This window comes from Limnohabitans sp. Rim28 (assembly GCF_000293865.2).
GTDB lineage: Bacteria > Pseudomonadota > Gammaproteobacteria > Burkholderiales > Burkholderiaceae_C > Limnohabitans_A.
On sequence record NZ_ALKN02000003.1, the window covers coordinates 31,137 to 47,011 of the forward strand.

Below are 15,875 nucleotides of genomic sequence, written 5' to 3' on the forward strand. Positions count from 1 at the left end.
TAGTTTAATGAAAGTTGACGGATGTCAAATCAGGCTTATCAGTTTGCACAAGTCTCTGGGCCTTCCATTCATTGGCGGTTAAAGCGCAATTGCTCTTTCACACCTGTTCAGTTGGGCTGGATGTACATTTTTTTGTGCACTGTTTCATTGGGAATAGGCGTCTTTTTTTGGCTGCAAGGTGCCACGCTGGTTTTGGCTTTTGCCGGGCTGGAGGTGGCCGTTGTGGGTTTGGCTTTTTTGGTCTATGCCCGCCATGCAGCCGATGGGGAAATGATTTCCTTGCAGGGCGCCAATTTGGTGGTGGAGCTTGAAACGGCCGGCAGATTGGAGAGGACTGAATTTGAGCGTCAATGGGTCAGGGTTGAACCCAAATCCGGTGACCTCAGTCTGATCGAGTTATCAGGTCAGGGGCGATCGATTGAGGTGGGGCGTTTTGTTCGCCCGGAGCTCCGGCAAGTGCTGGCGCGAGAAATTAGAAAGGCGTTACGTTCTGCGTGATGCTTGGTGGCAATTTGGATCTGTTTCAGTTTGTCTAGAGTGTGAATTCAACAGTGTCTTGGAAGTTAGTGAGAACCATGAAGAATATCTCCAACCAATTGGCCACGCTGCTATCGCGCGCGGGCATTTTTGCAGGTGCATGGGTTGCAACAGCAGCCCACGCAGTCAACGACTTGCCAGGTGGCCCTGCAGTCAATCAACTCAATTTGCATCCCGCGGTCACCAAAATTGCCGAAGAGCAGCAGTGGTTGCATTGGTTCATGCTGATCCTTTGCACGGTCATCTTCATTGCCGTTTTTGCGGTCATGTTTTATTCCATTTGGAAGCACCGCAAATCGGTGGGTCACAAACCAGCCACTTTTACCGAATCCATCACGGTCGAGGTGGTTTGGACCGCTGTGCCATTCATCATCGTGATTTTGATGGCTTTGCCGGCCACCAAGGTCTTAGTGGCGCAAAAAGACACCACCAATGCTGATTTGACCGTCAAGGTCACGGGTTATCAGTGGAAATGGGGTTACGACTACATCAACGGACAAGGCGAAGGTCTGAGCTACATCTCTACGCTCGATTCATCGCACCGCGCCATGTCCGATGCCGGCAAGCCTGCAGGTGACAATTACCTCCTCAAAGTGGACAACCCATTGGTGGTGCCTGTGGGCCAAAAGGTTCGCGTGATCACCACGGCCAACGATGTGATCCACGCTTTTGCGGTGCCTGCCTTTGGCATCAAACAAGATGCCATTCCGGGTTTTGTGCGCGACACGTGGTTCCGTGCTGAAAAAACGGGTGATTTTTACGGCCAATGCCAAGAGCTGTGTGGCAAAGAGCACGCCTACATGCCGATCCATGTGAAGGTCTTGTCTGCCGAAGATTACACAGCTTGGGTGGCCACCGAGAAGAAAAAACAACTGGCCAAAGCCGATGATCCAAGCAAGGTTTGGGCTCTGGACGACTTGACCAAGCGTGGTGAGAAAGTCTATGCCTCTAACTGCATTGCTTGCCACCAAGCTGCTGGCAAAGTGGCTGGCCCGATCAAGGCGCTCGATGGTTCATCCATTGTTCTGGATGCCGACAAGTCCAAGCAAATTGCCATCCTGCTCAACGGTGCTGGCAACGGTGCCATGCCGGCCTGGAAACAGTTGTCTGACACCGACATTGCTGCAGTGGTCACCTACACCAAGAACAACTGGTCGAACAAGACCGGGCAAATTGTGCAGCCTGCCGACGTTTTGGCCGCTCGCAAATAAACCCAACCGTATTCAAATCAAAGGAAATCAAGATGAGTGCCGTTCTAGACCATCACGATCACGCCCATGACGATCACGGTCACGCGCCAGCTGGCTGGCGTCGTTGGGTTTATGCCACCAACCACAAAGACATCGGAACTTTGTACCTGCTGTTCAGCTTCGCCATGTTGATGGTGGGCGGTGTGCTTGCATTGGGTATCCGTGCGGAGTTGTTCCAGCCTGGTTTGCAAATTGTGAACCCTGAGTTGTTCAACCAGTTCACCACCATGCACGGCATCATCATGGTGTTCGGTGCGATCATGCCCGCTTTTGTGGGTTTTGCGAACTGGATGATCCCTTTGCAAATTGGCGCATCCGACATGGCCTTTGCCCGCATGAACAACTTCAGCTTCTGGCTGATGATCCCCGCGTCTTTGATGCTGGTGGGTTCGTTCTTCATGCCCGGTGGTGCGCCTGCCGCTGGTTGGACCTTGTATGCACCCTTGACCCTGCAAATGGGTCCATCGATGGATGCGGCGATCTTCGCGATGCACATTTTGGGCGCTTCGTCCATCATGGGCTCGATCAACATCATCGTCACCATCTTGAACATGCGCGCGCCTGGCATGACCTTGATGAAGATGCCCATGTTCGCTTGGACTTGGTTGATCACTGCTTACCTGCTGATCGCCGTGATGCCTGTTTTGGCCGGCGCGATCACCATGACATTGACGGACCGCCACTTTGGCACCAGCTTCTTCAACCCAGCGGGTGGTGGTGACCCGGTCATGTACCAGCACATTTTCTGGTTCTTTGGTCACCCTGAGGTGTACATCATGATCTTGCCGGCCTTTGGCATCATCAGCCAGATCGTGCCCGCTTTTGCACGCAAGAAATTGTTTGGTTATGCCTCCATGGTGTACGCCACATCGTCTATCGCGATTTTGTCGTTCATCGTGTGGGCCCACCACATGTTCACGACCGGCATGCCGGTCACGGGTCAGTTGTTTTTCATGTACGCCACGATGCTGATCGCTGTGCCTACGGCCGTGAAGATTTTCAACTGGATCGCCACCATGTGGCGCGGCTCCATGACCTTTGAAACCCCCATGTTGTTTGCGGTGGGCTTCATTTTCGTGTTCACCATGGGGGGGTTCACAGGCTTGATCTTGGCCATGGCCCCCATCGATATCCAGTTGCAAGACACTTATTACGTGGTGGCCCACTTCCACTATGTGTTGGTGGCGGGCTCCTTGTTTGCCCTGTTTGCTGGCGTTTATTACTGGATTTCCAAGTGGACCGGTGTGATGTACAACGAAACGCGCGGCAAGATCCACTTCTGGTGGTCCTTGATCTCTTTCAACATCACCTTCTTCCCGATGCACTTTTTGGGTCTGGCCGGTATGCCACGTCGCTACGCTGACTACCCCATGCAGTTCACCGACTTCAACATGATCGCCTCGGTGGGTGCCTTCTTCTTTGGTTTCGCCCAGGTGTATTTCTTCCTGTTCGTGGTCTTGCCTTGTATGCTTGGAAAGGGCGAAAAAGCACCCCAGAAGCCTTGGGAAGCCGCTGAAGGCCTGGAGTGGGAAGTCCCATCGCCCGCACCTTTCCACACCTTTGAGAACCCACCCAAGCTGGACGCGACCGCGACCCGCGTGATCGGTTGAGCAACATGGCCATGACACCCGAGCAGAGAAAAAGCAACGTTCGTCTGGGCTTGATTTTGTTGTCGGTGGCCTGCGTTGTTTTGGCCGGGTTCGTGGCCAAAATCTTGTTGCTCAACACCTGAAAGACATGGGATGAACTTGCGTGGTGCAAACCTGAAGATGGTCGGCAAGCTGGCAGTGGTCACTGCGGGCATGTTTTGCTTCGGGTATGCATTGGTGCCGATTTACAAGGCCATTTGTGAAATCACCGGGATCAATGTTTTGTCGATCTCTGAAACGCAGGTGCCTGGTAACGCCAAAGCCGCGCAAGCGGCGCAGGTCCTGCGCAACAGCCAAGTGGACACCAGCCGCACCATCACGGTTGAGTTTGATGCGAATGTGCGCGGTCCTTGGCAGTTCAAGCCTGAAATGCGTTCGATGCAGGTTCACCCCGGTGAGTTGAGCACGGTGATGTATGAGTTCCAAAACGTGCAAAACCGCCGCATGGCCGCACAAGCCATTCCCAGTTACGCGCCGAAGCAAGCTGCCAGCCATTTCAACAAGCTGGAGTGTTTTTGCTTCAACGAGTACACCCTGGAGCCAGGAGAAAAGAAAGCTTGGCCAGTGGCCTTTGTGATCGATCCCAAGCTGTCCAAAGACGTGACCACCATCACTTTGTCCTACACCTTTTTTGAGGTGGGCGGCAAAACCCCAGTGGCACCCAGTGCGCCTTTGGCGGTGAAGCAAGTGACGAGTTTGACGGGTTCGGGCTCATGAGCACGACAGAAACCCCCTCTGTGAAGCCGTCCTCCTTTTTGAGGACAGTTCAAGCGGTACTTTGGTCTTTTGTGGGTTTGCGTAAAGGTTCCGAGTATCAACAAGACCTTGAGAAGCTGAACCCTTTTCACATCATTGGTGTGGGTATTGGTGCAGCATTGTTGTTTGTATTGGGGCTCATCGCCCTGGTCAATTGGGTGGTGGCACAGCCCTTTGTGCTTTAACCCAACCATCAGATTTCGATTGAAGAGAGAGCAGGAGTATTCATGAGTTCAGCAGCACACGGCAGCACGCCTTACTACTACGTCCCACACGAGTCACGTCATCCCGTGATGTCGGCCATAGGTTTGTTCTTCGTCATTTTGGGCGCAGGTCAATGGATCAACGGCGCTGAATGGGGCATGTATTGCTTGTTCTTTGGCTTGGCTTGGTGGCTGATCGTTTTGTACCAGTGGTTCTCAGAAGCGGTGCACGAAAGCGAAACCGGCATGTATGGCCGAAAGGTTGATTTGTCTTTCCGTTGGAGCATGACGTGGTTCATCTTTTCAGAAGTCATGTTCTTTGGTGCCTTTTTCACCGCCTTGTGGTGGGCCCGTTCCCATTCAATCCCAGCCCTGGGCAGCTTGGAAAATGCACTCCTCTGGCCTGACTTTAAGGCGGCTTGGCCCAGCGTTGTAGCGGGCGCCACCACTTCGCCTGCTGGCATTGTGGAGCCCTTCAAGACCATGGGGCCGTTCTGGTTGCCCACGATCAACACGGCATTGCTTTTGACGTCCGGTGTCACTTTGACCATCGCTCACCATGCTTTGCAAGTCGGTGAGCGCCTGAAAACCATCAAATTCATGTGGATGACGGTTCTCTTGGGCGTTGTCTTCTTGTTTGTTCAAGGTTACGAATACGCCCATGCATGGGGCGACTTGAACCTGAAGCTCTCGTCCGGTATCTATGGTTCAACCTTTTACATGCTGACGGGTTTCCACGGTTTCCACGTGTTTGTGGGCATGTTGATGTTGTTGTTCATCACCTTGCGCTTGCAAAAAGGCCATTTCACCAAAGACCGTCATTTTGGTTTCGAAGGCGCTGCTTGGTATTGGCACTTCGTTGACGTGGTTTGGTTGGGTTTGTACATCCTGGTTTACTGGATGTAAGACCTGTGCTGTTCATCAAAAAAGCGCCCTTGGGCGCTTTTTTATTGAGATGGATGCAAGACAAAGTGATGGCATCAAAGCCCAGGTGGAATGCCTGTGGGTTGAATCCAGCCCATCTTCCAAGCAATCAAAACGCAAAGAAACAAAACGATCGACAAACCCACCCGCAGGGCGAGCGCCGTGGCCATTTTGTTTTTGGGTGGTGCTGAACCCTCTTCTGGGGGCACACTGCCCCTCATCATGTGAAGCAACGCCCAGACCAAACTGGCCAAGATGGCCATAAAAGCAACGACAACCAATATTTTCATGGCGACATTATCCGATGACTGAAAAAACCCCGGGGCGACAAAGATGGCTCTTGCTGGCACTGGCTGTGCTGAGTGGGAGCCTGACCTTTTCGCTGGGTTTGTGGCAACTGGGCCGCGCGGCTGAAAAAACATCGTTGCAGCAGGCAAGAACCCAACAGGCCGAAAAGCCGGTGCTGAATGGCCAAAACCTGAAAGTGGGCGCTGACCCGTCGGATGCCCGTGAAGACTTGTTGCACCGTCGCATGGTGTTGACAGGACATTGGCAACACCAGCACACCGTTTACTTGGAAAACCGTCAAATGAATGCCAAGCCTGGGTTCTTTGTATTGACGCCGCTCAAGCTTGAGGGCGTGGGGACCACGGTGTTGGTTCAGCGCGGTTGGGTTCAGCGTTCGTTCACGGACCGAACAGCCTTGCCGCCAGTGGGTCGGTCTTCGGAGCGCGTGGAAGTGGCGGGAAATTTGGCCCCATGGCCGTCAAGGCTCTACGATTTTGGTGGCAAAGAAAAAGGCCCGATACGGCAAAATCTGGATTGGCAGGAATTCAGGCAAGAAACCGGTTTGGACTTGCCCCGGTACACACTGCTTCAGTCAGGTGCAGCGTCTGAAGGACTGCTTCGTGAATGGCCTGTGGTGGCCAGTGGTGTCGCAAAACACCATGGTTACGCTTTTCAATGGTTCGGCCTCAGCGCCTTGATCGCTTTACTTTATGTCTGGTTCCAAATTGTCCAACCCCGTCGATCCCCAAAAATCCGCTGAAAGCCCCCTGGCCATGACCATTCATGGTTTGCCAAGTCCGGTCGATGTGGTGCAGGCGGATACCCAGCGTACGCGCATGGGTCGCTGGAAAATGATCGCCATGATGTTGGTCTGCGCATCGCCCGTTTTGGCTTCTTATTTCACCTATTACGTGCTTCGCCCTGAGGGTCGCAGTGTCTACGGCGAACTGATTCAGCCGCAAAAGGACATGCCCAGCATCACGGTCAAAAATGACCAAGCGCAAGATGTGGCTGTCCAGTCGCTCAAAGGCCAGTGGTTGTTGGTGACCGTGGCTTCAGGGGCGTGCGATGAGCGTTGCCAGCAAAATCTTTACTTTCAAAGGCAGTTGAGAGAGATTCTCGGACGTGATAAGGATCGACTGGACCGTGTTTGGCTGGTCACCGATGCCGCGCCAGTTGCCACAGAATTGAGCGCCGCGCTCAGTGGTGCGCATGTGTTGAGAATGGACTCTGAAACGGTGGCCCGCTGGATCACCCCCGGAGCCGGGCAACAGGCGCAAGACCATTTGTACGTGGTGGACCCCATGGGCAACTTCATGATGCGTTTTCCGGCGAACATGGATGTTGCGGGCGCCTCCAAAGCCAAAAGAGACCTGAACCGCTTGCTCAAGGCGTCATCATCTTGGGACCAAGCGGGACGATGAACCATGAATGAAGTTGAGTTGTACAACCTCGAGCCCTTGGTGGAGCTGATGGCGGTAGGTTTGGCGGTGGCTGCTTTGCCACTGGCCTGGTGGTTTTGGCAGCAGCGCCGCGCTGCCCCGACCCGTCGACTGAAAGCCTTGACGCTGATCACCTTGTTTTTGACCTTTGACTTGGTGTTGTTTGGCGCTTTCACGCGATTGACCGACTCAGGCTTGGGCTGTCCCGATTGGCCAGGCTGCTACGGCAGCGTCACGCCCATGGGTGCCAAAGCTGAAATCAAGGCCGCTGAAACCGCCATGCCCACGGGGCCGGTCACCAAAAGCAAAGCCTGGATCGAAATGGTTCACCGTTATCTGGCCACGGGCGTCGGCGTCCTGATCTTGACACTGGCCGCCATGACTTGGTGGTTGCGCCGTCACAGTCGAGAAGTCAGCCCCTGGTTGCCGACCTTCACCTTGGTTTGGGTTTGCATGCAAGGGGCTTTTGGTGCACTCACGGTGACCATGAAGCTGTTTCCGGCCATCGTCACCTTGCACCTGATGGGGGGCATTGGTTTGTTGGCACTGCTCATGGCCCAAGCCGTGCGCTACGACGGTCCGGGTCTGCGGCCCTTGCCCAGTTTTTTGCGCCGAGGTTTATGGGTCGGTTTTGCGCTGATCTGGGCCCAAATTGCATTGGGTGGCTGGGTCAGCACCAACTATGCCGTGTTGGCGTGTCCAGACTTTCCAACCTGCAATGGCCAATGGGTCCCCGACATGAATTGGGAAGGCTTCAGTGTTTGGCGCGAACTGGGCTACACCCCAAGCGGTGAGCTTTTGCCCTTTTTGGCGTTGTCGACGATCCACTTTGTTCACCGTTCTGCCGCCTGGCTGGTTTTGGGCGTCATGGTGTGGCTGGGGTGGCATTTGCGTCAGCACCAAGGCCTGATTTTGGCTGGGCGCTGGCTGCTGGGTTTGTCGGCTTTGCAACTCATCACCGGGCTGAGCAATGTGGTCTTGGGCTGGCCTTTGTTGGCTGCCGTTTTGCACACCGGTGGTGCTGCGGCCATGGTCGTGACTTTGACCTGGGCGCTCCATGCCAGCCGGAACGATAATCCACAGCGTATGACGTTTTCCCCAAGGCCCGCCCCATGACCGCCGCGATTGCCCCTTTGCCGATGTCTGCTTGGCAGCAGTATTACGCCCTGACCAAGCCGCGCGTGGTTCAGTTGATAGTGTTTTGTGCACTGATCGGCATGGTGCTGGCTGTGCCGGGTGTGCCCAGTTGGGCCGAATTGAAGCTGGGTCTTTGGGCTTGCGTGGGCATCTGGTTGGTGGCGGGCGCGGCTGCAGCGTTCAATTGTCTGGTTGAAAAAACCATCGACGCCAAGATGAAACGCACCGCTTGGCGACCCACCGCCAAAGGCGAGCTGAGCGACCGTCAGGCGCTGTTGTTTTCAGGGGTTCTGTGCGCTGTGGGCTCGGCCGTGCTGTATGTGCTGGTCAACCCGCTCACCATGTGGCTCACCTTTGCCACCTTTGTGGGTTACGCCGTCATCTACACCGTGATCCTGAAACCTCTGACGCCGCAGAACATTGTGATCGGCGGGGCCAGTGGGGCCATGCCGCCCGTGCTGGGCTGGGCCGCCATGACCGGGCAGGTCGGGCCCGAAGCCTTGATCTTGTTTTTGATCATCTTCTTGTGGACGCCGCCGCACTTTTGGGCCTTGGCGCTCTACCGTGTGGAGGACTACCGCAAGTCCGGTTTGCCCATGTTGCCGGTGACCCACGGCAACGAATTCACGCGGCTGCAAATTCTGCTGTACACCGTGGTCTTGATGGCCTCTTGCTTGATGCCCTTTGTCTATGGCATGAGTTCTTGGCTTTATTTGGCCGCTGCGGTGGTGCTCAGCATCGGTTTCATAGGCTACGCAGTGGCTTTGTACCGAGAGTATTCGGACGAACTGGCGCGCAAAACCTTTCGCTTTTCATTGGTCCACCTGAGCGCCTTGTTTGCCGCTTTGCTGTTGGACCACTATCTTTTTTAAGGCCCATCCATGCTGCAACGTAGAGTTGTTTCGAGAACCGTTTTGGCTTTGAGCTTGCTCAGTGCCTGGGCGGTTTTGTCCGGTTGCGGCCAAGACAAACCGGCTTTCAAGGGCGTGGACATCACGGGCGCTGATTACGCGCAGGGTTTTACGCTGAGTGACCAAGACGGCCAAGTGCGCACCCTGAAGGACTTTGCAGGAAAAGCTGTGGTGGTGTTTTTTGGCTTCACCCAATGCCCGGATGTGTGTCCCACGGCCTTGCAGGAAATCGCCCAAGCCAAACAGCTGTTGGGTGCCGATGGTGCCAAGCTGCAGGGCATTTTCATCACCGTCGACCCTGAGCGTGACACGCCCGAGTTGCTCAAGGCCTATGTGGCCAACTTTGGCGCTGATTTCGTGGCCCTGCGCCCCAGCCCAGAGCAGCTGCCCAAAGTGACCAAAGACTTCAAGATCTATTACAAAAAGGTCGATGGCAAAACCCCCACCAGCTACACCCTGGACCATTCGGCGGGCAGTTTTGCATTTGACCCGCAAGGCCGTATTCGGCTGTACAACCGCCACGCCAGCGGGGCCGAGACCTTGGCGGCTGACGTGAAAATCTTGCTCAGCGGCAAGTGAGGCAAATCGGACTTCAGTTCAACTCGATCTTCTGACTGCGGATGATCGCGCCCAAGGCTTGGGTATCGGACTCAATCCGATTTTTCAAGCCTTCGGGCGAGGAACCCACCACCTGCCAGCCTTGCTGAAACAACCGTGCCCGCATCTCGGGCGAACGCACGATCTCGCTCACAACGGCCGACAACCGGCTGGCAACCGCAGCAGGCATGGAAGCCGGTGCCGCCACGGCATTCCAAATTTCCAACTGGTAATCTTTGACGCCGATTTCTGCCAGGCTAGGCACCTCTGCGGCCACTGAGCTGCGGCCGCTGCTGGACGCTCCAATGGCGCGCAGTTTGCCCGCACTGACTTGCGCAGCCGACATGGCCGGTGGCAACAAGGCCAACTGCACTTGGCCTCCCAGCAAAGCCGTGATGATTTGTGGGTTGCCGGGGTAGGGCACATGCACGGGTGCAATGTTGGCCTTGGTTTTGAGCAGTTCCATCCCCAAGTGCGCCACGGTCCCGACGCCGGGGGATGCGTAGCTGAGTTGGTTGCCTGACTTTTGGGCCCAGCTCAACCACTCTTTGGCGGTCTGACCGGGCGCGTTCGCGGGCACGGTCAGGACCAAGGGCGCTTTGCCAATCAGGCTGATGGGGGCGAGATCTTTGAGCGGGTCATAGGGCACCTTGGGGTTCAGGATGCGGGCGATCGTCATGTTGCCGTTGATCATCAGGCCCAAGGTGTGGCCGTCCGTGGACTTGGCCACAAAGTCGGCGGCAATGTTGCCGCCTGCGCCCACTTTGTTCTCGACGATCACGTTTTGACCCAGCGCCTTGGCCAAGGGCTCGGCCAGTGCGCGTGCGGTCAGGTCGGGGCTGGAGCCGGCAGGAAACCCCACCACCATGCGCACAGTTTGGGTTGGCCATGGGGTCGCCCATGTGGGTGCTGCGCCGAGAAACAAGACGGCCCCCATGGCTTGCGTCAAAAGGCGGCGGGAAAAACGGGCGGCGTTGATGGGGTTCATGGCAAAAAACCTTCAGTGAAACAGCGAATACTTTAGCGCAAAGTGGGCGAAAAAATACCCGGGCATAGCCGGGTACTTGAGTGTCAGAGGCTGGGAAAAGAAAAAACCGTCAAGCGAACTCGACCAGCGCTTTTTTCATCTTTTTCATGGCCGCCACTTCGATTTGGCGGATGCGCTCAGCGCTCACCCCGTACTCGTCGGCCAGGTCGTGCAGTGTCATACCCCCGGAGCCGTTGTCGTTGACCTTGAGCCAGCGCTCTTCAACGATGCGGCGGCTGCGCTCGTCCAGCACATTCAAGGCGCTGGCCAAGCCGTCGCTGGCCATCACGTCGCGCTGGTGCGCTTCGATCATGGCGGTGGGCTCGTGGTTCACATCGGCCAGGTAGGCGATGGGGCCAAAAGATTGCTCACCGTCGTCGGATGGGGCAGGGTCGAGCAGCACATCGCCACCTGACATGCGCATTTCCATCTCACGCACTTCCTCGCCCTTGACGTTCAGGCTGTGGGCCATGGATTCCACTTGGTCGGGGGTCAGGGTGTCGCGGTGCGTGCCGGCGTCGGCGTCGGACTTGTAACCCTGCTTCATGGAGCGCAGGTTGAAAAACAACTTGCGTTGGGCCTTGGTGGTGGCCACCTTGACCATGCGCCAGTTTTTCAGGATGTACTCGTGGATCTCAGCCTTGATCCAATGCAATGCGTAGCTGACCAAGCGCACACCTTGCTCGGGGTCAAAGCGTTTGACCGCCTTCATCAGGCCCACATTGCCTTCTTGGATCAGGTCGCCGTGCGGCAGGCCGTAACCCAAATATTGGCGCGACACCGACACCACCAAGCGCAGGTGCGAGAGCACCAGCTTGCGGGCGGCTTCGAGGTCGTCGTTGGCTTTGAGTTGGCGGGCGGCCTCCTGCTCTTCCTCAAGGGTGAGCATGGGCATGCGGTTGACCGCAGAAATGTAGGCGTCGAGGTGGCCGAGCGAGGGCACCACCGCCCAAGGGTTGCTCAGCGTGATGGCTGTGGCGGGGGAACCAGTTTGAATGTTCATACCAGAACTCCTTTCAGAATGCCCCAATATTAGCACTCTCTGGTGAGGAGTGCCAAAAGTCATTCGCCGAGTCGGCGCAGGGCAGCAGGTGGCCGAACCTCACCATTTTGGACAGTGTGTGTCCGCCAGTCTGTGTGCTGGAAGACGCGCCCAATGCGGCGGTTTCAGCTCAGCAGGGCTTGGGCAAACTCACGGGCATTGAAGGTTTCCAAGTCTTCCAGCTTCTCACCCACCCCAATGAAATACACCGGGATCGGCTTTTCGCGGGCAATGGCGCAGAGCACCCCGCCCTTGGCGGTGCCGTCCAGTTTGGTCACGATCAGGCCCGTCAGACCCAGCGTGTCGTCAAAAGCCTTGACCTGGGCCAAGGCGTTTTGTCCGGTGTTGCCGTCGATCACCAGCAGCACCTCGTGCGGGGCTGAACCGTCGGCCTTTTGCACCACGCGCTTGATTTTTTTCAGCTCTTCCATCAAGTGGCTTTGAGTGGGCAGACGACCGGCCGTGTCCACCAGCACCACATCGCGGCCCCGGGCGCGGCCAGCGCTCACCGCGTCAAAACTCACGGCTGCAGGGTCGCCGCCTTGCTGGCTGACGATCTCTACCGTGTTGCGGTCAGCCCAGACCGCCAATTGCTCCTTGGCCGCGGCCCTGAAGGTGTCGGCTGCGGCCAGCAGCACGCTCAGGCCCTCGTCGGCCAGGTGCTTGGTCAGTTTGCCAATCGAGGTGGTTTTGCCCGCGCCGTTGACGCCCGCCACCATGATCACGGTGGGCTGGTGGTTGCCGATGGTCAGAGGCTTTTGCAGCGGCAGCAACAAGTCAGTGATCGCATCGGCCAACAGGGTTTTGACCTGAGAAGGTTCGGTGGCCTTGCTGTCTTTCACGCGGCGTTTGAGGTCTTGCAGCAAATGCTCGGTGGCTTTGACACCGGTGTCGGCCACCAGAAGTGCTGTTTCCAGCTCTTCATACAGTTCGTCATCGATGCGCGTGCCCGTGAAGACGGTGGTGATGCTGGAGCCGGTCTTGCGCAGGCCCGCTTTCAGGCGGTTAAGCCAGCCCTGGCGGTCAGCGGGCGCGGCGGGCGGTTCAGAGGGCAGGCTTGTGGGTGCCAAGGGGGTGCTGGCAGCCGTTGCAACCGCCGGTGCGTCAGCAGCAGGGGTCGATGGGACCTCGGCAATTGGGGATTTTTTTTTGAAGAAACTGAACATGGCTTGGAATTCAAGGATCATGCATTCTATGAAACCGAACTTTCTCTTTGGACTTTTTGTGGCAACGGCCTTGTTGGGCACTGCTGCGCGCGCTGTCGCTCAGGCACCGCAGGGGCCACAAAACACGGCCAGTGCGGCCACCCCTGCAGCCCATCCGGCTGCTGCGGCGCAAGTGCACACCTTCACATTGGCCAACGGCATGGCCTTGTGGGTCAAGCCTGACCGCCGTGCCCCGACGGCGGTGCACATGGTGTGGCTGCGTGTGGGCTCCATGGACGAGGTGGACGGCACCAGTGGCGTGGCCCATGTGCTGGAGCACATGCTGTTCAAGGGCACGCCCAGCTTGGCCGCTGGTGAGTTTTCGCGCCGAGTGGCGGCTCTGGGCGGGCGCGAAAACGCGTTCACTGCCAAGGACTACACCGGCTATTTTCAGCAGATCCCCTCCGCGCAGCTGGAAGCCGTGATGCGCTTGGAGTCTGACCGTTTTGCCAACAACCAGTGGCCAGACAGCGAATTCATCAAAGAGCTGGAGGTGGTCAAAGAAGAGCGCCGCCTGCGCACCGATGACAACCCCCGCGCCCAGTTGCACGAAATGTTGTCGGCCACCGCTTTGGTCGCATCGCCTTACCGTCGTCCCATTGTGGGTTGGATGAGTGACCTTGAGGCCATGACGGCGCAAGATGCCCGCGACTTCTACCGCAAGTGGTACTCGCCGGCCAACGCCGTTGTGGTGGTGGCCGGCGATGTCGATCCGCTGCGCGTCAAGGCCTTGGCCGACCAATACTATGGCGTGATCCCTGCACGTGCCGTACCCGATCGCAAGCCGCGTGATGAACCTGCGCAGCAAGGCTTGCGCCGTTTCGAGTTCAAGGCACCTGCCGAACAGTCTTATGTGGCGTTGGCCTTCAAAGTGCCAAGACTGGCCAGCTTGGCCCCAGCGCCCGAGCACGACGAGGCGCTGGCTTTGACCGTGCTGGCTGCGGTGCTGGATGGCTACAGCGGCGCCCGGCTGGACCGTGCCCTGACCCAGGGTGAAAACCGGTTGGCCGACAGTGCAGGGGCCTACAACGGCCTCATGGGCAGAGGCCCGCAGTTCTTTTATTTGGAGGGTGTGCCCGCCAAAGGCCAAACGCCAGAAGCCCTGGAGGCGGCCTTGCGTGCCCAAGTGCAACGCGTGGCCACTGAAGGCGTGACCGAAGCCGAACTGCAGCGCGTCAAGACCCAGTGGGTGGCGGGCGAAATCTACAAACTGGACTCTGTTTTCAACCAAGCCCGCGAGCTGGGCGTGGCCTGGACCTTGGGCCTGCCGCCAGACTATGGGACGCAGTTGATCGCCCGCTTGCGGCAAGTCACGCCGGCCCAGGTGCAAGCCGTGGCGCAAAAGTACTTTGGCGACGACAGCCTCACGGTGGCCATCTTGCGGCCGCAGCCCATGTCGGGCCAGCCTCGTCCGCGCCGCACACCCACGGGTGCTCGGCACTGAACCCGGTGAATGCCATGCAAAACCACACCCCCATGCCATTGATCTCTTTGTTGTCCAAGACCCGAAAAACGCTTTGCCTGTCCAGCTGTCTGCTGGCTTGCTGGGCCGTGAACACGGGTGCGCAAGCTGCTTTGCCTGTCCAGCATTGGACCCAAGCCAATGGTGCCCGTGTTTACCTGGTTGAAAGCCACGCCATCCCCATGGTCGATGTGCAGATTGACATCGACGCGGGCAGCCGCCGTGACCCGGCCGCGCAGTCCGGCTTGGCTTCGGTCATGGCGGGCCAGATGGCGAACGGCATCCGTCCCGAGCCCCAAGGGCAAGGCCCTTACCCGAAGGCCATGGATGAAAACCAAATCGGTGAAGCTTGGGCCGACTTGGGCGCCAGTTTAGGCATCAGCGCCAGCGGCGACCGTTTGAGCTTTGGCCTGCGCAGTTTGAGTTACCCAGACCTGCTGGACAAAGCCGTGGCTTTGGCGGCCCGTCAAATGGCCCACCCTGCCTTTCCTGAGGCCATGTGGTTGCGCGATCGGGAGCGTTTCAGCGCGGCCATCCGTGAGTCGCTCACCAAGCCGGGCACCGTGGTGCAGCACCGTTTTGCCCAAGCCGTTTTCGGGACTCACCCTTACGGGCAGCGCACCACCCCCGAGACGTTGTCTCGCATCGGCGTCCAAGAAATGCAGCAACTGCATGCGAAGAGTTTGCGCGCTTGCCGGGCAGCCGTGAGCGTGGTCGGGGCTTTGACCCGCGTCCAAACCGATGCCTTGGTACAAAGGCTGTTGGCACAATGGCCACGCGATTCAGGCTGCCAGAGCTTGCCGCCCGTGCCCGAAGTGGCCCCATTGACGGCAGCGCAAAACCTGAACCTCGCATTTGATTCGGCCCAGGCCCATGTGCTGATGGGCCAGCCGGGCTACAAGCGCTCTGACCCCGACTTTTTTCCCCTGCTGGTGGGCAACCACATCTTGGGCGGCGGTGGCTTTGTGTCCCGCTTGACCGAGCAAGTGCGTGAAAAACGTGGCCTGAGTTACAGCGTTTACAGCGCTTTTGCGCCGGGCCTGCACGCAGGCGCTTTCACCGTGGGCTTGCAGACGCGTCCTGACCAAGCCGCACAGGCCGTGGCGGTGGCCAAAGAGGTGGTGCAAGGCTTTGTGCGCGAAGGTCCGACTGAAGCCGAGTTGCAAGCGGCCAAATCCAACTTGGTGGGCGGCTTTGCGCTGCGCATCGACAGCAACCGCAAGTTGCTGGACAACGTGGCCAACATCGCTTGGAACCGTTTGCCGCTGGACTATTTGAGCAACTGGACGCGCCAAATTGAGCGCGTCAGTGCTGCCGATGTGCAACGCGCCATGGCACGTGTGCTGCAGCCTGAGCGCATGGTCACGGTGGTGGTGGGTGGCCAGCTTTGATCGGGTTTTAGACTGACCTGAAGCCACGCCAGTCGATTCTGTGTTTTTGGGGCT

General features: G+C 57.5%; 18 protein-coding genes. 14 read left to right on the forward strand and 4 right to left on the reverse strand.

The window, feature by feature from the left end; all coding sequences use genetic code 11:
- Positions 1-21 precede the first annotated feature (21 nt).
- From B472_RS04470 to B472_RS04495, 7 genes are all read left to right on the forward strand, one after another.
- Positions 22-498, forward strand: coding sequence for a DUF2244 domain-containing protein (locus B472_RS04470; protein WP_026039304.1), 477 nt, complete (start codon positions 22-24; stop codon positions 496-498).
- Between the two features lie 77 nt (positions 499-575).
- Entirely contained in the window at positions 576-1,748 is a 1,173-nt protein-coding gene (gene coxB / locus B472_RS04475; protein ID WP_019425761.1) for a cytochrome c oxidase subunit II, read from the forward strand.
- Positions 1,749-1,780: 32 nt separating this feature from the next.
- On the forward strand, positions 1,781-3,397 hold the full coding sequence (ctaD, locus tag B472_RS04480; RefSeq protein WP_019425762.1) for a cytochrome c oxidase subunit I: 1,617 nt from the start codon (positions 1,781-1,783) through the stop codon (positions 3,395-3,397).
- Between the two features lie 5 nt (positions 3,398-3,402).
- Positions 3,403-3,519, forward strand: coding sequence for a cytochrome oxidase small assembly protein (locus B472_RS17310; protein ID WP_019425763.1), 117 nt, complete (start codon positions 3,403-3,405; stop codon positions 3,517-3,519).
- 10 nt (positions 3,520-3,529) lie between these two features.
- The gene (locus B472_RS04485; protein ID WP_019425764.1) at positions 3,530-4,153 is read left to right on the forward strand and encodes a cytochrome c oxidase assembly protein; all 624 of its coding nucleotides are present in this window, start codon (positions 3,530-3,532) and stop codon (positions 4,151-4,153) included.
- Positions 4,150-4,377, forward strand: coding sequence for a DUF2970 domain-containing protein (locus tag B472_RS04490; RefSeq protein ID WP_019425765.1), 228 nt, complete (start codon positions 4,150-4,152; stop codon positions 4,375-4,377). The genes B472_RS04485 and B472_RS04490 overlap by 4 nt, the downstream gene beginning before the upstream one ends.
- A 42-nt stretch (positions 4,378-4,419) precedes the next feature.
- Positions 4,420-5,301, forward strand: coding sequence for a cytochrome c oxidase subunit 3 (locus tag B472_RS04495; protein WP_026039305.1), 882 nt, complete (start codon positions 4,420-4,422; stop codon positions 5,299-5,301).
- A gap of 74 nt (positions 5,302-5,375) precedes the next feature.
- On the opposite strand, the gene B472_RS04500 is transcribed toward B472_RS04495, so the two are convergent.
- Positions 5,376-5,609, reverse strand: a complete 234-nt coding sequence (locus tag B472_RS04500; RefSeq protein WP_019425767.1) for a twin transmembrane helix small protein — start codon at positions 5,607-5,609, stop codon at positions 5,376-5,378.
- 14 nt (positions 5,610-5,623) lie between these two features.
- Between B472_RS04500 and B472_RS04505 the strand changes: the two genes are divergently transcribed.
- The 5 genes from B472_RS04505 to B472_RS04525 are packed head-to-tail and all read left to right on the forward strand — an operon-like array spanning position 5,624 to position 9,676.
- Complete coding sequence (locus B472_RS04505; RefSeq protein ID WP_019425768.1) at positions 5,624-6,367, forward strand: SURF1 family protein; 744 nt, start codon at positions 5,624-5,626, stop codon at positions 6,365-6,367.
- Positions 6,318-7,031: a hypothetical protein gene (locus B472_RS04510; protein WP_050995414.1), complete on the forward strand. Its 714-nt coding sequence runs from the start codon at positions 6,318-6,320 to the stop codon at positions 7,029-7,031. The genes B472_RS04505 and B472_RS04510 overlap by 50 nt, the downstream gene beginning before the upstream one ends.
- A gap of 3 nt (positions 7,032-7,034) precedes the next feature.
- Positions 7,035-8,165 carry a heme A synthase gene (locus B472_RS04515; protein ID WP_019425770.1) on the forward strand — a complete coding sequence of 377 codons (1,131 nt, stop codon included), beginning with the start codon at positions 7,035-7,037 and terminating at the stop codon, positions 8,163-8,165.
- Positions 8,162-9,058 carry a heme o synthase gene (cyoE, locus tag B472_RS04520; RefSeq protein WP_019425771.1) on the forward strand — a complete coding sequence of 299 codons (897 nt, stop codon included), beginning with the start codon at positions 8,162-8,164 and terminating at the stop codon, positions 9,056-9,058. Before B472_RS04515 ends, cyoE begins: the two co-directional genes overlap by 4 nt.
- A gap of 9 nt (positions 9,059-9,067) precedes the next feature.
- On the forward strand, positions 9,068-9,676 hold the full coding sequence (locus B472_RS04525) for an SCO family protein (protein ID WP_026039306.1): 609 nt from the start codon (positions 9,068-9,070) through the stop codon (positions 9,674-9,676).
- Positions 9,677-9,689: 13 nt separating this feature from the next.
- Here B472_RS04525 and B472_RS04530 read toward each other — a convergent pair whose 3' ends face one another.
- The 3 genes from B472_RS04530 to ftsY all read right to left on the reverse strand — a co-directional run bounded on the left by B472_RS04530 (position 9,690) and on the right by ftsY (position 12,929).
- Positions 9,690-10,682, reverse strand: a complete 993-nt coding sequence (locus B472_RS04530) for a tripartite tricarboxylate transporter substrate binding protein (protein WP_019425773.1) — start codon at positions 10,680-10,682, stop codon at positions 9,690-9,692.
- Between the two features lie 109 nt (positions 10,683-10,791).
- Positions 10,792-11,724: an RNA polymerase sigma factor RpoH gene (rpoH, locus tag B472_RS04535; RefSeq protein ID WP_019425774.1), complete on the reverse strand. Its 933-nt coding sequence runs from the start codon at positions 11,722-11,724 to the stop codon at positions 10,792-10,794.
- A gap of 164 nt (positions 11,725-11,888) precedes the next feature.
- Entirely contained in the window at positions 11,889-12,929 is a 1,041-nt protein-coding gene (gene ftsY / locus B472_RS04540; RefSeq protein WP_026039307.1) for a signal recognition particle-docking protein FtsY, read from the reverse strand.
- A gap of 28 nt (positions 12,930-12,957) precedes the next feature.
- Here ftsY and B472_RS04545 point away from each other — a divergent pair, with 28 nt between their 5' ends.
- Together B472_RS04545 and B472_RS04550 are read left to right on the forward strand one after the other, a co-directional pair.
- On the forward strand, positions 12,958-14,412 hold the full coding sequence (locus B472_RS04545) for a pitrilysin family protein (RefSeq protein WP_019425776.1): 1,455 nt from the start codon (positions 12,958-12,960) through the stop codon (positions 14,410-14,412).
- 14 nt (positions 14,413-14,426) lie between these two features.
- Positions 14,427-15,821, forward strand: a complete 1,395-nt coding sequence (locus B472_RS04550) for a pitrilysin family protein (RefSeq protein ID WP_019425777.1) — start codon at positions 14,427-14,429, stop codon at positions 15,819-15,821.
- The last annotated feature ends 54 nt before the right edge of the window (positions 15,822-15,875 follow it).

What these genes read in the sequence shown, in the direction of transcription:
- B472_RS04470 (WP_026039304.1), top strand. Translation starts at nt 22, where the DNA reads ATGTCAAATCAGGCTTATCAGTTTGCACAAGTCTCTGGGCCTTCCATT.
- coxB (WP_019425761.1), top strand. Translation starts at nt 576, where the DNA reads ATGAAGAATATCTCCAACCAATTGGCCACGCTGCTATCGCGCGCGGGC.
- ctaD (WP_019425762.1), top strand. Translation starts at nt 1,781, where the DNA reads ATGAGTGCCGTTCTAGACCATCACGATCACGCCCATGACGATCACGGT.
- B472_RS17310 (WP_019425763.1), top strand. Translation starts at nt 3,403, where the DNA reads ATGGCCATGACACCCGAGCAGAGAAAAAGCAACGTTCGTCTGGGCTTG.
- B472_RS04485 (WP_019425764.1), top strand. Translation starts at nt 3,530, where the DNA reads ATGAACTTGCGTGGTGCAAACCTGAAGATGGTCGGCAAGCTGGCAGTG.
- B472_RS04490 (WP_019425765.1), top strand. Translation starts at nt 4,150, where the DNA reads ATGAGCACGACAGAAACCCCCTCTGTGAAGCCGTCCTCCTTTTTGAGG.
- B472_RS04495 (WP_026039305.1), top strand. Translation starts at nt 4,420, where the DNA reads ATGAGTTCAGCAGCACACGGCAGCACGCCTTACTACTACGTCCCACAC.
- B472_RS04500 (WP_019425767.1), bottom strand. Translation starts at nt 5,609, where the DNA reads ATGAAAATATTGGTTGTCGTTGCTTTTATGGCCATCTTGGCCAGTTTG.
- B472_RS04505 (WP_019425768.1), top strand. Translation starts at nt 5,624, where the DNA reads ATGACTGAAAAAACCCCGGGGCGACAAAGATGGCTCTTGCTGGCACTG.
- B472_RS04510 (WP_050995414.1), top strand. Translation starts at nt 6,318, where the DNA reads ATGTCTGGTTCCAAATTGTCCAACCCCGTCGATCCCCAAAAATCCGCT.
- B472_RS04515 (WP_019425770.1), top strand. Translation starts at nt 7,035, where the DNA reads ATGAATGAAGTTGAGTTGTACAACCTCGAGCCCTTGGTGGAGCTGATG.
- cyoE (WP_019425771.1), top strand. Translation starts at nt 8,162, where the DNA reads ATGACCGCCGCGATTGCCCCTTTGCCGATGTCTGCTTGGCAGCAGTAT.
- B472_RS04525 (WP_026039306.1), top strand. Translation starts at nt 9,068, where the DNA reads ATGCTGCAACGTAGAGTTGTTTCGAGAACCGTTTTGGCTTTGAGCTTG.
- B472_RS04530 (WP_019425773.1), bottom strand. Translation starts at nt 10,682, where the DNA reads ATGAACCCCATCAACGCCGCCCGTTTTTCCCGCCGCCTTTTGACGCAA.
- rpoH (WP_019425774.1), bottom strand. Translation starts at nt 11,724, where the DNA reads ATGAACATTCAAACTGGTTCCCCCGCCACAGCCATCACGCTGAGCAAC.
- ftsY (WP_026039307.1), bottom strand. Translation starts at nt 12,929, where the DNA reads ATGTTCAGTTTCTTCAAAAAAAAATCCCCAATTGCCGAGGTCCCATCG.
- B472_RS04545 (WP_019425776.1), top strand. Translation starts at nt 12,958, where the DNA reads ATGAAACCGAACTTTCTCTTTGGACTTTTTGTGGCAACGGCCTTGTTG.
- B472_RS04550 (WP_019425777.1), top strand. Translation starts at nt 14,427, where the DNA reads ATGCAAAACCACACCCCCATGCCATTGATCTCTTTGTTGTCCAAGACC.